At 73.9% G+C, this 16,708-nt stretch carries 1 protein-coding gene; it reads right to left on the bottom strand.

Annotated features, from left to right (window positions below; all coding sequences use genetic code 11):
- A partial coding sequence (locus AB0K28_RS43430) for an amino acid adenylation domain-containing protein (protein WP_364382183.1) occupies positions 1-16,586 on the bottom strand: 16,586 nt, incomplete at its 3' end.
- Positions 16,587-16,708 lie beyond the last annotated feature (122 nt).

The raw sequence follows: 16,708 nt of genomic DNA, 5'->3' as shown, positions 1-16,708 counted from the left end.
GGCACCTCCACACCCCGATGCGACGCCACCGCCGGACGCGGCCGATCCACCGGCAACACCAGCTCCTCCGGGACCCCGTCCAGCACCTCCCGCCAGAAGCCGATCTGCTTCGCCAGCACACTGCCCGGATCGTCCCGCTCCCCCAGCAACTCCCGCTGCCACAAGGCGTAATCGGCGTACTGCACCGGCAACGGCTGCCAGACCGGGGTCCGTCCCGCTCGGCGTGCCTCGTACGCCACCGACACATCCCGCGCCAGCGGCCCCATCGACCACCCGTCCGCCGCGATGTGATGCGTCACCACCACCAACGCCTGCTCCGAACCGGCCACGAACAACCACGCCCGGATCGGCACCTCGGACGCCAGATCGAAGGCGTACTCCTTGGCCTCGGCCACAGCCCCGGCCAGCTCGGCGGGATCCACCTCGACCACCGAGAGCTCCCAGTCGAGCTCCTCCACGCACAGCACCTGCTGGTACGGCTCGCCGTCGGCGGTCGGGAAGACGGTCCGCAGCACCTCGTGGCGGCCGATGACGTCCCGCAAAGCCGCGCCCAGAGCGTCCCGGTCGACGTCGCCGGTCAGCATCTGCGTGATCGGCAGGTTGTAGGTGGCGGTCGGCCCCTCCAACTGCTGGATGAACCACAGGCGGCGCTGCGCGAACGACAACGGCACCCGCTCAGGACGCACCCGCGCCGTCAACGCAGGCCGAGCCTCGTCCGCCTCCGCCAACCGCTCCGCCAGCCCTCTGACCGTCGGCGCCTCGAACAGGACCCGGATCTCCACCTCCATGTCCAGGACCGCCCTGATCCGGCTCACCAGCCGCACCGCCAGCAGCGAGTGCCCGCCCAGCACGAAGAAGTCGTCATCCACCCCGACCTCGGGCAGCCCCAGCACCTCGGCGAAGGCCGCGCACAGCAGTTCCTCCCGCGCATCGGCCGGACCCCTGCTCGCCCGCGTCACCTCCGGCGCCGGCAGCGCGCCGCGGTCGAGCTTGCCGTTCACCGTCAGCGGCAGCTCATCCAGCACCACCAGCGCCGACGGCACCATGAACTCCGGCAACCGCTCGCCCGCGAACCGCCGCACCGCCTCCGTCAGCTCGTCCGCCCCCACGTCAGCGGCCGGGACCAGGTAGCCGACCAGCCGCTTGTCCCCCGAGCCGTCCTCGCGCACCACCACCGCCGCGTCCGACACCCACCGATGCCGGGACAGCACCGCACGTACCTCGCCCGGCTCGATCCGCATCCCGCGGATCTTCACCTGCTCATCCGCCCGCCCGACATAGACCAGCTCGCCGTCGTCCCAGCGGGCCACGTCGCCCGTGCGGTACATCCGCCCGCCCCCGAAGGGGCAGGCCACGAACCGCTCGGCCGTCAGCCCCGGCCGGCCCACATACCCGCGCGCGACACCCGGACCTGCCACATAGACCTCGCCCGCGACACCGACCGGCACCGGCGCCAGGCGCTCGTCCAGGACCCAGACCCGTGTGTCGATGACCGGCCGCCCGATGGCCACGCGATCGGAGGCGCACTGCCACAAGGTGGCATCGACCGTCGTCTCGGACGGCCCATAGGAGTTGAACATCCGCCGACCGGCACCCCAGCCCTCCAGGACCCCCATCGGCAGCGCCTCACCCGCCGCCGCGACCACCACGCTCGGATCCAGTCCGGCCGGGTCCAGGCCCGCCAGCACCGCCGGCGGCAAGGTCACGTGCGTCACCTGGGAAGCGTTCAGGGTCCGCAGGAGCGCCTCCCCCAGCCGAGCCTCCTCCGGCACGATGGCCAGCGAAGCCCCCGAAAGCAGCCCGAGCCACTCCCAGCCGAAGGTGTCGAAGCCCGGCGACGCGAACTGCGCCACCCGCGAACCCTGGCCGACGCCCAGCCACCGCTGCTGACCCTCGATCAACGCACCGACACCGGCGTTAGAGACCACCACACCCTTCGGCGCCCCGGTCGAACCGGACGTGAACATCACATACGCCGCCTGATCGACGCGCAGCACACCCCGCTCGTCCGCTGACAACCGGCCGCCCGCCAACCCCGCGAGCCCGGGGTCGTTGGAAAGCACCACGTCGATGTCGTCGGGCAGGCAGTCCATCGTTCCCGGCGACGCGACCGCGACCCGCACCCCGGCCTGGATGATCATGGACTCGATCCGCGCTTCCGGGTAGGTGACGTCCACCGGCAGGTAGGCCGCGCCCGCCTTCAGCACGCCCAGCAACGCCACGATCAGATCGACCCCGCGTTCCAGCGCCACCGCCACGACCGACTCCGCGCCCACCCCCCGGCTCAGCAGCGCCCGGGCCAGCCGGTTCGCGCGAACCTCCACCTCGGCGAACGACACCTCCACGCCGTCGCCCGCCACCGCCACCGCAGCCGGATCCCGGTCCACCTGCGCCTCGAACAGCTCCGCCACCGTCCCCGCAAGCGAACCCGCGGGACCGGTGCCCCAGGAGGCCAGCCGCTCCAGGCCGCCCACGTCCAGCACCCCCACGCCGGCCAGCGGCGTTTCAGGAGCCGACTCCAAGGCAGTGACCACGTTCTCCACGACCGTGCGGACCAGCCCGGTCACGGCCCCGGCATCCACCCCGGCGACCGCGTCCACGACCACCGACATCCCGTCGCCGTTGTCCTCGACGATGACCGAGAGGGGGTAGTTGGTCGGTTCCTCGGTGAAGACGACCCTGACTCCGGGCAGCCGGGTGTGGAGTTCGGCGCCGCTGTCCGTGTTGTGCCGGTAGTTGAAGATCGAGGTGAACAGCGGCAGGTCGGCGGGGACGCCGCTCGCGCGCTGGGCGACGGCCAGCGGCGCGTGCTCGTGCGCGAGCAGGTCCGCCAGTTGGCCGCGCATCCCGGCGACGGCCGCCGCCACGTCGGCGTGGCCGAGCCGTACGCGCACCGGCAGCAGGTTCATGAAGGGGCCGGGGGCGCGGTCGGCGCCGGGGCCGGCGTTCATGCGGCCGAACAGCACGGTCCCGAACACCACGTCGTCCCGCCCCGACACCGCGCCGAGCACCCGGGCCCACACCACGTGCATCACGGTCGCCGGGCTCATCCCGAGCCGCCGGGACACCTCGCGCAGGCGGCTCTCCAGCGCCGGGTCGAGGTCGGACGTGGCCCGCTCGGCCCGGCCGCCGGTCTGGGCGTCGCGCAGTCCGAAGGGCGCGGTCGGTTCCTCGACGTCGCCCAGCAAGCCCGCGAAGTACCGCTCGTGCTCTTCGTCGCTCCCCCCGCGCCTGGCCTGCGCGACGAAGGTGCGGAACGGCACCGGCTCGCCCAGCTCACCGCCACGCCCCGCCAGGAACGCCCCCACCTCGTCCAGCAGGATCTCCAGGCCCAGGTGGTCCTGGACGAGGTGGTGCATGCGCACCATGGCCAGCCACCGCTCGGAACCGGGGACGCGGGCGGTGCGGACGTCCAGCAGGGGTGCCCGGCCGAGATCCATGGACGGGTCGGCGGCGGCGATCAGCTGCTCGACCAGGTCACCGCCGGCAGCGTCCAGCTCCACGGTCTCCACGGTCTCCACGGGCAGCGCGGCCCTCCGCCACACCACCTGGACCGGCTCCCGCACTCCCTCCCACACCAGCGACGTACGGAAGACGTCATGGCGGTCGACGACCCGCTGCAACGCCCCGACGACCTCGTCCAGCCGCGCCCGCGACGCGAACTCCAGCACCACCGGACGGGTGTAGACGTCCTGACCGTCGCCCGCCAGCAGGTGGTGGAAGAGCAGCCCCTCCTGCAGCGGCGCGAGGGGATAGACGTCCGCGACGTTCGCCGCCCCGCCCTCGACCCCCGCCACGATCCGGTCGATCTCCGCCTGCGACAGGCTCACCAGCGGCAGCATCTCCGGCGTGATTTCGCTCGCGCCTGAGGGGACGGCGCGGCCGGGTACGGCCATCGGCTCGGCGCCCGTCACCGCCGCCAGCCCGGCCACCGTCGGCGCCTGGAAGAACGCCCGCACCGACACCGTCACGCCGCGCGCCCGCAGCCACTCGACCAGCGACACCACCAGCAGCGAGTGACCGCCCAGCGCGAAGAAGTCGTCCTCCACGCCCACCCGCTCCAGCCCGAGCACGTGCGCGAAGCCCTCGCACAGCAGCTCTTCGCGGGCGTCGGCGGGACCGCGCCCGGCGCCGCCGGACCGCTCGGGGGCAGGCAGGGCGTCGCGGTCGAGCTTGCCGTTGACGGTCACCGGCAACGCGTCCAGCACGACCACCGCCGACGGCACCATGTACTCGGGCAGCCGCCGCGCCGCCTCCCGCCGCACCCGCTCCGGCAGCTCGCCGTCCGTACCGCCGTCCGTACCGCCGGCCGGGACGACGTAGGCGACCAGCCGCTTGTCGCCTGGGGTGTCCTCGCGGGCGACCACCGTGGCGTGGGCGACCTCGGGGTGGGCGGCGATGACGGTCTCGATCTCGCCGGGCTCGATGCGGACGCCGCGGATCTTCACCTGGTCGTCCGTGCGGCCGAGGAACATGATCTGCCCGTCGGCGGTCCACCGGGCCAGGTCGCCCGTGCGGTACATGCGCCCGCCGAAGGGGCAGGCCACGAACCGCTCGGCGGTCAGACCGGGACGGCCGGCGTAGCCGCGGGCGAGCTGCACGCCCGCCAGGTACAGCTCGCCGGTGACGCCCACCGGCGCGGGCCGCAGGAACTCGTCCAGCACGTACACCTGCGTGTTGGCCACGGGCGAGCCGATGCGCACGGGACTGCCGGGGGCGCAGCGCCAGGCGGTGACGTCCACGGTCGCCTCGGTCGGGCCGTACATGTTGTGCAGCTCGACGCCGTCGAGCGCCTGGAAGAAGCGGTCCTGCAGGGCCGCGGGCAGCGTCTCGCCGCCGCACATGACCGTGCGCAGCCGGGTGCCGCGCGTGAGCTCCGGTTCCCGCAGGAACACCTTCAGCAGGGACGGGACGAAGTGCGCGACGCTCACCCCGGCTCGCCGCATCAGCCCGGCGAGGTAGGCGGGGTCGCGGTGCCCGCCGGGACGGGCGACGACGAGGGCGGCGCCCACCATCAGCGGCCAGAACACCTCCCACAGCGACACGTCGAACCCGGTCGGCGTCTTCTGCAGCACCCGATCGTCCCCGGTGAGCCGCAGCCGCTCCTGCATCCAGGCCAGCCGGTTCACCGCCGCCTCGTGCGGGATCACCACGCCCTTGGGGACGCCGGTCGAGCCGGAGGTGTACATGACGTAGGCCGCGTGCGCGGGCAGCGGCTCGCGCCGTTCGCCGGGCCGGAGCGGCTCGCCGGGCAGCTCCGCGAGCCGCGCCCGCAGGACGGGGTCGTCCAGGGCCAGGCAGGGCGCGCCGGCGGGCGCCGGGCCGCCTGAGGTGAGGACGACGTGCGCGCCGGCGTCCCCGGCCATGAACGCCAGCCGCTCGGCGGGATGCCCGGGATCCAGCGGCAGGTACGCCCCGCCCGCCTTCAGCACGCCCAGCAGCGCCACGATCAGGTCGATCCCGCGGTCCATGGCGACCCCGACGACCGTGTCGGGCCCGGCCCCGGTGTCGATGAGCAGCCGGGCGAGCCGGTTCGCCCGCGCGTCCAGCTCGGCGTAGGTGACCTCGCCGTCCTCGCACACCACGGCGACCGCGCCGGGCGTGCGGGCGGCCTGCGCCTCGACGAGCGCGGGCAGCGTCGCGTCCCCGCGCGGCACGGCCGTGTCGTTCCACCCGGTCAGCACCTGGCGGCGCTCCTCGGGGGCGAGGACGTCCACGGCGGACGTGGGCAGCTCGGGGTCGCCGGCCAGGTGCGTGAGTGCGCGCGTCCACCGGTCGGCGAGCCGCTCGGCCGTGCCGGCGTCGAACAGGTCGGCCGCCGCGATCACCACGCCCCGCAGGCCAGCGGGCGCGCCGCGCTCGTCCCGTTCTTCTCGTACGTAGACCTGGAGGTCGAACTTGGCCACCGGCGGGACCGACGTCTCCAGCACCGTGTCCGCGAGCAGCGCGCCGGCCCGCACGCCGGGCAGGTCGAGCCGGGCGTCCTCGGCGCTCTGCAGGGTGAGCATCACTTGGAAGAGCGGGTGCCGCGACAGGGAGCGGGCCGGCGCCAGCTCCTCCACCAGCCGCTCGAACGGCACGTCCTGGTGGGCGTAGGCGCCCAGGCTCGTCTCGCGCACCCGGTCGAGCACCTCGCGGAACGCGGGGTCGCCCGACAGGTCCGTGCGCAGCACGAGCGTGTTGACGAAGAAGCCGACGAGGTCGTCCAGCGCCTCGTCCATGCGGCCGGCGACCGCGACGCCGATGGGGATGTCGCGCCCGGCGCCCAGCCGGTTCAGCAGCACGGCGAGCGCGGCCTGCAACACCATGAACGTGGTCACGCCCGCGTCCCGCGCGAACTCCGCCAGCCGCGCGTGCACCTCGGCCGGCACCCGGTACGCGGTGACGTGCCCCCGGTGGCCGGCGACGGCGGGACGCGGCCGGTCGAACGGCAGCGGCAGCTCCTCGGGCAGGCCGGCGAGCGTCTCCCGCCAGTAGGCGACCTGCCGGGCGAGCAGGCTGCCGGGGTCGTGCTCGTCGCCGAGCAGCCGCCGTTGCCACTGGGCGTAGTCGGCGTACTGGACGGGCAGCGGCTCCCAGCCCGGCGCCCGGCCCTGACGGCGGGCGCCGTAGGCGGTCGACAGGTCGCGGGCCAGCGGCGTCTCGGACCAGGCGTCGCCGGCGATGTGGTGCAGCACCATGACCAGCACCCGCTCGCCCTGGTCCGTCGCGAGCAGCCACGCCTTGATCGGCGGCTCCACGGCCAGGTCGAACGTGTGCCGGTACGCCTTCCGGACCGCTTGGTCCAGCTCAGCGGCCGGCACCTGGACGAGCGGCAGGTCCCAGTCCAGCTCGGCCGGGCTCAGCACCCGCTGGCACGGCTCGCCGTCCTCGACCGCGAACACCGTGCGCAGCACCTCGTGCCGGGCGATGACGTCGAGGAGCGCCGACTCAAGCGCGGGGTGGTCGACGTCGCCGGTCAGCTTGAGCGCGACGGGGATGTTGTAGGTGTCGCTCAGGCCCTCCAGCTGCTGGATGAACCACAGGCGGCGCTGCGCGAACGACAGCGGCAGCCGTTCGGGGCGCTCCTGGGCGGTCAGCGGCGGCCGGGCGGTGTCCGCCTCGTCGAGCCGGGTGGCCAGGGCGGCCACGGTCGGGTGCTCGAAGAGCGTCCTGATGCCGAGGTCCACGTCCAGCAGGCGGCGTACGCGGCTGACGAGGCGCACCGCGAGCAGCGAGTGGCCGCCCAGCGCGAAGAAGTCGTCGTGCACGCCGACCTCGGCCAGGCCCAGCACCTCGGCGAACACCCCGCACAGGAGCTCCTCGCGCAGCGACGCGGGACGGCGGCCGGCGCCCGCGGCGTAGACGGGGGCGGGCAGCGCCTTGCGGTCGAGCTTGCCGTTGATCGTCAGGGGCAGGGCGTCGAGCGTGACGACGGCCGCGGGAACCATGTAGTGCGGCAGCCATTCCGCGGCGTGCCGCCGCAGCCGCTCGCCCAGCTCGGCGGCGTCCTCTCCGGCGGCGTCCTCTCTGGCGGCGTCCGTTATGGCGGCGGGGACCACGTACGCCACCAGCCGCCGGTCACCGGCCACGTCCTCGCGGGCGATCACCGCCGCCTGCGCCACCCCGGGATGGGCGGCGAGCACGCTGCGCACCTCGCCCGGCTCGATGCGGAAGCCGCGGATCTTGATCTGGTCGTCGGCGCGGCCGAGGAACTCCAGCTCCCCTTCGCCGTTCCAGCGCACCAGGTCGCCGGTGCGGTACATGCGCTCCCCCGCGCTGCCGTGCGGGCAGGCGACGAAGCGTTCCGCGGTCAGCCCGGCCAGGCCGGCGTAGCCCCTGGCGACGCCGGTGCCCGCCACGTACAGCTCGCCCGCCACGCCGACCGGCACCGGCTCCAGACCGCCGTCCAGCACGAACACGCGGGTGTTGGCGATGGGCGACCCGATGGGCACCTCGCCGGTCACGGGACGGCACCGCCACACCGCCGCGTCCACCGCGGTCTCCGTCGGACCGTAGGAGTTGAACATCACCCGGTCCGCCGACCAGGTCCGTACCAGCTCGGGCGAGCAGGCCTCGCCGCCGACGTCCACGACCACGCCGGGCGCGATCGACCCCTCGTCCAGGCCGGCCAGCACCACCGGCGGCAGCCACACGTGCGTCACCCGCTCCCCGGCGAGGAACGCCGCCAGGTCGGCGCCGGCCCGGCGGTCCTGCGGCACCACGACCAGGGTCGCGCCCGACACCAGCGGAACCGACCATTCCAGGCAGAACTGGTCGAAGCTCACCGACGCGAACTGCGCCACCCGCGACCCCCGCCGCGCCCCGAACCGTTCCGCCGTCGCGGCGACCGTGTTGGCGAAGCCGCCGTGGGTCACGATCACACCCTTCGGCCGTCCAGTGGAGCCGGAGGTGTGGATGACGTACGCCGGGTGCGCGGGCAGGGGCGGCGCCGCGGGCGGCGGTCCGCCGGGCAGCGCGGCCAGCTCGGCCAGGACGGCGGGATCGTCCAGGACCAGGGTCCGTCCCGGCACGCCCGCCACGCCGGAGGTGGTGATCACAACCGTCGCGGCGGCGTCGTCCAGCATGTACGCGATGCGCTCCGCCGGGTGCCGCGGATCGATCGGCAGGTAGGCGCCGCCCGCCTTCAGCACCGCCAGCAGCGACGTGACCAGCTCGACCCCGCGCTCCAGCACCAGGCCGACCACCGACTCCGGCCCCACCTGCCGGGCGAGCAGCAGCCGGGCCAGCCGGTCCGCCCGCGCGTCCAGCTCCGCGTACGTGACCTCGACGCCGCCCGCCACCACCGCCACCGCGTCCGGGGTCCGCGCCGCCTGCGCCTCGAACCACCGCGCCACCGTCCCGTCGGGGACCGCCGACGCCGTGTCGTTCCAGCCGGTGAGCAGCCGGTCCCACTCGTCGTCGCCCAGCACCCTGACGGCCGACAGCGGCCGCTCCGCGCCGCCGTCCACCGCCTCGGCCAGCGCGCCGGCCAGGTTCCCGACCGTCGTGCGCAGCATGCGGGCGACCGCGTGCGGGTCGATCGGCGGCACGCCCTCGACGAGCAGGTCCAGCGCGTCGCCGTCGTCGTCGACCGACACCGACAGGGGGTAGTTGTCCCATTCCCGCAGCGCGACCACGCGGATGCCCTCGGCCACGCCGGTGCGGTCGCCGGCGGCGTTGTGCCGGTAGTTGAGCAGCGAGGTGAACAGCGGCGTGTCGCCCGCCACGCCGCCGGCCCGCTGCGCGAGGGCCAGGGGGGCGTGCTCGTGCTCCAGCAGCCCGGCCAGCCGGTCGCGCATCGCGGCCACGGCCGACACCACGCCGGTGCCGTCCACTTGGGCCCGTACCGGGAGGGTGTTGATGAACGGTCCTGGCACCCGGTCGGCGTCGGCGCCCGCGTTCATCCGGCCGAACAGCACCGTGCCGAACACCACGTCGTCCCGCCCGGCCACGGCCGCGAGCACGCGCGCCCAGGCCAGGTGCAGGACGGTCGCCGGGCTGGTGCCGAGCGCCCGCGCCACCCGGCGCAGCCGGGCGGTGACGTCGGGGGCGAGGCCCAGCCTGGCCCGTCGCGTGGCGGTGTGGTGGCCGCGCACGTCGAGCACCCCGTACGGCGCGGTCGGCTCGTCCACGTCGCCCAGCAGCTCGGCGAAGAACCGCTCGTGCTCCGCCTCGCCGTCGGCGCCGCGCGCCTGCGCGACGAAGCCGCGGAACGGCGGCGGCGCGGCCAGCTCGTCCCCGTGTCCGGCGAGGAAGGCGCGCACCTCGTCGAGAACGAGTTCCTGCCCGGCGTGGTCCTGGACGAGGTGGTGCACGCGGATGAGGCCGAGCCACCGCTGCCCGTCCTGGGCGGCGTGCACGTCGATGAGCGGGGCCCGCCCGAGGTCCATGGACAGGCCGGCGGCCTCGATGAGCCGCTCGACGGGGTCGCCCGCGCCGAGTTCGACGGTGTGGACGCGGAGGCCGGCGTGCCGCCGGACCACCTGGACCGGCTCGTCCAGGCCCTCCCACGCCACCGAGGTGCGCAGGATGTCGTGCCGGTCGATGACGTGCTGGAGCGCCTCGGTGAAGGCGTCCAGCCTGGCCCTGCCGTCGAACTCCAGGACCGTCACCAGCACGTACGCGTCCGCGCCGGTCCCGGCGAGCAGGTGGTGGAAGAGGATGCCCTCCTGCAGCGGCGCGAGCGGGTAGACGTCGGCGACGTTGGCGGCGCCGCCCGGCACCCCGGTCACGATCCGGTCGATCTCCGCCTGCGACAGCTCGACCAGGGGCAGCATTTCGGGGGTGATCCTGGTGGCGCCCTCGGGGACGGCGGCGGGCGGCGCCTCCGCCTGCTCGGCGCCCGCCGCCACGGCCAGCCCTGCCACGGTCGGCGTCTGGAACAGCGCGCGTACGGGGACGCGCAGGCCGTGCTCGCGCAGCCACTCCACCAGCGAGACGACCAGCAGCGAGTGGCCGCCCAGCGCGAAGAAGTCCTCGTCGACGCCCACCCGGTCGAGGCCGAGCACGTGCGCGAAGCCGGCGCACAGCAGCTCCTCGCGCGGGCCGGACGGGCCGCGGCCCGCGCCGGCGGCGTACTGGGGGGCCGGCAGCGCCCTGCGGTCCAGCTTGCCGTTGACCGTGACCGGCAGCGCGTCCAGGACGACCACCGCCGACGGCACCATGTAGTCGGGCAGCCGCCGCCCGGCCCAGCTCCGCACCTCGTCCGGCCCGGCCTCGGCGCCGACCACGTACGCGACCAGCCGCGCCCCGCCCTGCTCCTGGCGGGCGACCACCGCGGCCTGCGCCACCTGCGGGTGCGCCGCGATCACGGCCTGCACCTCGCCAGGCTCGACGCGCATCCCGCGGATCTTCACCTGGTCGTCGGCCCGGCCCACGAACTCCAGTTGCCCGTCGGGCCGCCAACGGGCCCGGTCGCCGGTGCGGTACATGCGCTCGCCCGGCTCGCCGTAAGGGCAGGCCATGAACCGTTCGGCGGTCAGGCCAGGCTGTCCCGCGTAGCCGCGGGCGAGCTGCACCCCGGCCAGGTACAGCTCGCCCGCCACCCCGACCGGGACCGGCCGCAGGGAGGCGTCCAGCACGTAGGCGCGGGTGTTGGCGACCGGGGCGCCGATCGCGACCGGGGCGTCGTTGCGGCATCGCCAGGCGGTGACGTCCACCGACGCCTCGGTGGGGCCGTACAGGTTGTGCAGCTCCGCCCCGCCCAGCACGTCGAAGAAGCGCTCCTGCAACGGCTGCGGCAGCGCCTCGCCCGAGCACACCACCCAGCGCAGCCCGTCGCAGGCCGCCGCCGAGGGCTGCCGCAGGAACACCTCCAGCATCGACGGCACGAAGTGCGCGACGCTCACCCGGGCGTCCCTGATCAGCTGCGCCAGGTACGCCGGGTCCCGGTGCCCGCCCGGCCTGGCCACGACCAGCGTGGCGCCGGTCACCAGCGGCCAGAAGAACTCCCAGACCGACACGTCGAAGCCGTACGGCGTCTTCTGCAGCACCCGGTCGCCGGGCTCCAGCGGCAGCCGCCGCTGCATCCAGGCCAGCCGGTTCACCACGCCGGCGTGCGGCACCACGACGCCCTTCGGCCGTCCCGTCGATCCGGAGGTGAAGATCACGTAAGCGGCCTGGCCGGGCCGCACGACGCCGCCCAGCGGCTCCCCGACCGGCAGGTCGTCCACCTGCAGCACGTCGCCGCGCACCGGCTCGCCCGGCGGCAGGTCGTCCGCCCGCAGCGCGGTCACGCCGTCCGGCACGAGCGCGACGGTGGCGGCCGAGCAGACCATCACCCGCGCCCCCGCGTCGGCCAGCATCGAGGCCACCCGCTCAGGCGGGAGCTCCACCTCGACCGGCAGGTAGGCCGCGCCCGCCTTCAGCACGCCCAGCAGCGCCACCACGAGATCGACGCCGCGTTCCATGACGACGCCCACCACCGACTCGGCGGTCACGCCCTCGGCCGCCAGCGCCCCCGCGAGCCGTCCGGCTCGTTCGTCCAGCTCCGCGTAGGTGACCTCGGCGCCTTCATACACCACCGCGACCGCGTCGGGGGTGCGCGCCGCCTGCGCCTCCACCAGCCCGATCAGGGAGGTGCCCGGTACGGGCGCGTCGGTCGCGTTCCACGCCCACACCACCTGGTCCCACTCGTCGGCGGCCAGCACGTCCACCTCGGACAGGCGGGCAGAGACGTCCCTGACGAGCGTGTCGAGCAGCCGCACCCAGCGCTCCGCGACCCGCTCGGCGCTGTCGCGGTCGAACAGGTCCGCCGCCGCGATGACGTACCCCCGCAGCCCGGCCGGCTCGCCCGCCTCGTCGAACACCTCGGCCGCCGCCACGTCGAGGTCGAACTTGGCGGGCGCCGTGGCAGGGGAGATCTCCCTGGCCGTCACCCCGGGCAGGTGCAGCGGCACGCCGGTGTCGTTCTGCAGCGTGAGCATGACCTGGAACAGCGGGTGGCGGGCGAGCGACCGGGCCGGGGCGAGCTCCTCCACCAGGCGTTCGAACGGCACGTCCTGATGGGAGTGGGCGTCGAGCCCGGTCTCCCTGACGCGGCCCAGCACCTCGCGGAAGGTGGGGTCGCCGGACAGGTCGGTGCGCAGCACGAGCGTGTTGACGAAGAACCCGATCAGGTCGCTCAGCGCCTCGTCGGTGCGTCCAGCGGTGGGCGTGCCGATCGGGATGTCGGTGCCCGCGCCGAGCTTGGCCAGCAGCACCGCGAGCGCGGCCTGCAACACCATGAACGTGGTCGCGCCCTCGGCCCTGGCCACCTCGACCAGCCGCGCGTGCACCTCGGCCGGCACCTCGACCGGCACCCCATGCCCCCGGTAACCCGGCACCGCCGGACGCGGCCGGTCCACCGGCAACGCCAGCTCCTCCGGGACGCCCTCAAGCGCCCCCCGCCAGAACCCGATCTGCCGCGACAACACACTGCCCGGATCGTTCTCCGCGCCCAGCAGCTCCCGCTGCCACAGGGCGTAGTCGGCGTACTGCACCGGCAGCGGCTGCCATTGCGGCACGCGGCTCCGGCACCTGGCGGCGTAGGCGAGGGACAGATCGTTCGCGAGCGGCCTCATCGACATGCCGTCGGCGGCGATGTGATGCGTCACGACCGTCAGCACCTGCTCATCCGGGCCGGTGACGAACAGCCACGCCGCGATCGGCACCTCGGACGCCAGATCGAAGGTGTGCGCGAACGCCCGCGCCACCTCACCCTGAACCTCCTCCGGCGCGACCTCGACGACCTGCAACTCCCACTCCAGCTCGTCCATGCCCAGAACGCGCTGGTACGGCTCACCGTTCACGGTCGGGAACACCGTGCGCAGCACCTCATGCCGGCCGATCACATCCCGCAACGCCGCACCCAGCGCGTATCGATCCACCTCACCGCTCAGACGCAGCGACGTCGGAATGTTGTACGTCGCACTCGGCCCCTCCAACTGCTGAATGAACCACAACCGGCGCTGCGCGAACGACAACGGCACCCGCTCAGGCCGCTCCCACGCCATCAGCGCAGGCCGAGCCTCACCCGCCTCCGCCAACCGCTCCGAAAGCGCGGCCACCGTGGACGCCTCGAAAAGCGTCCGGATCTCCACCTCCACGCCCAGCACCGCGCGCACCCGGCTCACCAGCCGCACCGCCAGCAGCGAGTGCCCGCCCAGCGCGAAGAAGTCGTCATCCACCCCCACGCCGGACACACCCAGCACCTCGGCGAACAACCCGCACAACACCACCTCCTGCTCAGTGGCGGGCTCACGACCAGCGACCGCGACATGCTCGGGCGCGGGCAACGCCCGCCGGTCCAGCTTCCCGTTGGCGGTCAACGGCAGCGCGGGCAGCACCACCACGGCCGAGGGCACCATGTACTCCGGCAGCCGCTGCCCGGCCCAAGCCCGCACCTGGTCCGGCTCGGCATCGGCCCCCACCACGTAGGCGACCAGCCGCACCTCGCCCGCATCGTCCCCGCGCGCGATCACCGCCGCCTGCTGCACCAGCGGATGCGCGGCCAGCACGCTCTCCACCTCGCCGGGTTCGATGCGGTAGCCGAGGATCTTCACCTGCTCGTCGGCCCGTCCGAGGAACTCCAGCACCCCATCGGCCCGCCACCGCGCCACGTCCCCGGTCCGGTACATCCGCCCACCGAACGGACACGCGACGAACCGCACGGCGGTCAGCCCAGGACGGCCCACGTAGCCTCGGGCGACCTGGTCGCCGGCGACGTAAAGCTCCCCCGCCACGCCGGCCGGCACCGGCTCCAACCTGCTGTCCAGCACGAACAGCCGCGTCCCCGGCGACGGACGGCCCACCGGCACCCGGTCCTCGACCTCGTCGCCTGCCCGCACCTCGAAGGTGCAGCAGCCCACCACCGTCTCCGTCGGCCCGTATTCGTTGACCACCACCGCGTTCGGCGCCCGTTCCAGCAGCCGGCGGACGTCCGCGCCGCCCAGCGCCTCGCCCCCCACGACCCAGGTCCTGGAGGCTCCGGCGAGCACCTCCGCCGAGGCCAGCTCACCGAGCAACGCCAGGTGACCCGGCACCACCTTCACCAGCCCGAAGGCGCTTTCGCCGAGCAGGGCGGCCAGCCCCTCCGCGCCGCCTTCGACGCTCATCCGCACCGGAGCCCCGGCCACCAGCGGCACCCACACACTCGTCACCGTCAGGTCGAACCCCAGCGACGAATGCACCGGAGCCCCACCATCCGTCTCATACGCCCGCACCGCCCAGCCCACATAAGTGGCCAGACCGCCATGCGTGACCGCCACACCCTTCGGCTTACCGGACGAGCCGGAGGTGTACATGACATAGGCCAACGCGTCCGGAAGCGCCGCCACCTCAAGCGGAGACTCCTCCTGCATCGACAGCTGTACCCGCACCAGCGCGTCATCGAGGGCGACCATCCGCACCCGACCGGCCGGCAGCTCATCCAGCACCTCACTCACACCCAGCACCAACACCGCACGACTGTCAGCCAGCATGAACCCGATCCGCTCAGCAGGCTGAACCGGATCAACCGGCAAAAACGCACCCCCGGCCTTCCACACCGCCAGCATCGCCACAACAGCATCCACCCCACGCGGCAGACACAAACCCACCACCGACTCACGCCCAACACCCTGCGCCACCAGGAAACGCGCCAACCGATTCGCCCGCGACTCCACCTCACCGAACGACAGCGACTCACCCCCACACACCACCGCCACCGCACCCGGCACCTCACCAGCCCGCACCCCGAACCACTCCACCACCGACCCACCCACCGAACCAGCCTCGGCCCCGCTCCACTCCTCCACGACCTGCCGCCGTTCCTCCTCGTCCAGGAGGCCGGCCCGGCTGATGGTGTCGGCGGGTTCGGCGGTGGCCAGCCAGCGCACGATGGTGCGGAAGCGGCGGGAGATGTCCGCGGCGGGCGCGACGCCGTCGGCGTCCCGGTTGGCGTCGATCTTGATGTCGATGTCGTCGGAGCCGGCGTAGACGCTGATCCGGGTGCCGTTGATGGGCCCGGTGGACAGGTTGTGCGACTCGGCGGTGCACTCGCCGAACCTGACGGGGTGGTCGAAGGAGGCGAAGTTCACCTCGACGGGGCAGAGGGCCTCGCGGTTGACGAGCTTGAGGTCGCGCAGGATCTCCTCGTACCGGTAGCGCTGGTGGCGCAGGCCGTCGCGGACGGCGCGGGTGGTCTGCCGTACGACGTCCTGGATGGTGGTCTGCGGGCCCATCTGGACGCGGATGGGGGCGAGGTTGGCCTTCATGCCGGGGATGGCGCGCTCGCGCGGGCCCGCCCCGAGCACGGCCACGCCGATGACGACGTCGCGGTCGCCGGTCAGGCAGTGCTGGTAGAGGGCGGCGGCGGAGATCATGAGGCCGGCGAGGCTGGTGCCCATGCGGCGGGCGGTGGCCTTGAGCGCCGCGGCCTGCTCCTGGTCGATGCCGGCGAAGCAGCCTTCCGGCGGGTTCGGCAGGTTCCTGGCGCCGTGGCCGGAGTGCGGGGAGCCGCCGGGCCTGGTGGTCTCGGGGAGGTCGGCCAGCGCGTTCAGCCAGTAGTCGCGGTCGCGCGCGTAGTCGGCGGAGTCGCGGTAGGCGCGTTCCGCGTCGATGAGCGCGTGGACGGACTCCGGGCCGTCACCCGTCGACGGGCGGCCCTCCAGGAGGGCGGTGTAGATCTCGGCGGTGCGGGCGGCGATCATCGCGCCGCCGTGGCCGTCCATGACGATGTGGTGGCTGCGCTCGTACAGGTAGTGGCGGTCGGGCGCGAGGACGAGCACGGCGAAGCTGAACAGCCAGCCCGCGCGCAGGTCGCCGTTGCGCCGCACGTCCGCCTGCATCCAGCGCAGGGCGGCGGCTTCCGGATCGGGCTCGGCGCTGACGTCCACGAGCTGGACGGCGTAGTCGCGGCTGTCGTCGACGTACTGCAGCGGCACGCCGTCGATCTCGCGGAAGCGCACGCGGAAGCCGTCGATCTCGTCGAGCATGCGGCGCACGGCCTCGAGGAGCAGGCCCGCGTCCAGCTCGCCGCGCAGGTCCAGGTATTCGGCGATGTTGTAGACCGGATTCTCGGGGGCGAGCTGCTGGGCATACCAGATGCCGAGCTGACCCGCCATCAGTTCCCGGAATTCAGGCATGCCGTGAAACACCCCATTCGGATTCGCAGCGCAATGCAAAGGGATTCAAAAAAGCGCCCGGACCGTGCGCATCGGGCGGCGGCGTACTGCTCGGCGTCGCGCGGCCGGACTCCGGCCGCGCG

The organism is Nonomuraea sp. NPDC049504, from assembly GCF_040676845.1.
GTDB lineage: Bacteria > Actinomycetota > Actinomycetes > Streptosporangiales > Streptosporangiaceae > Nonomuraea > Nonomuraea salmonea.
This window is presented reverse-complemented; position numbering and strand designations above follow the sequence as displayed.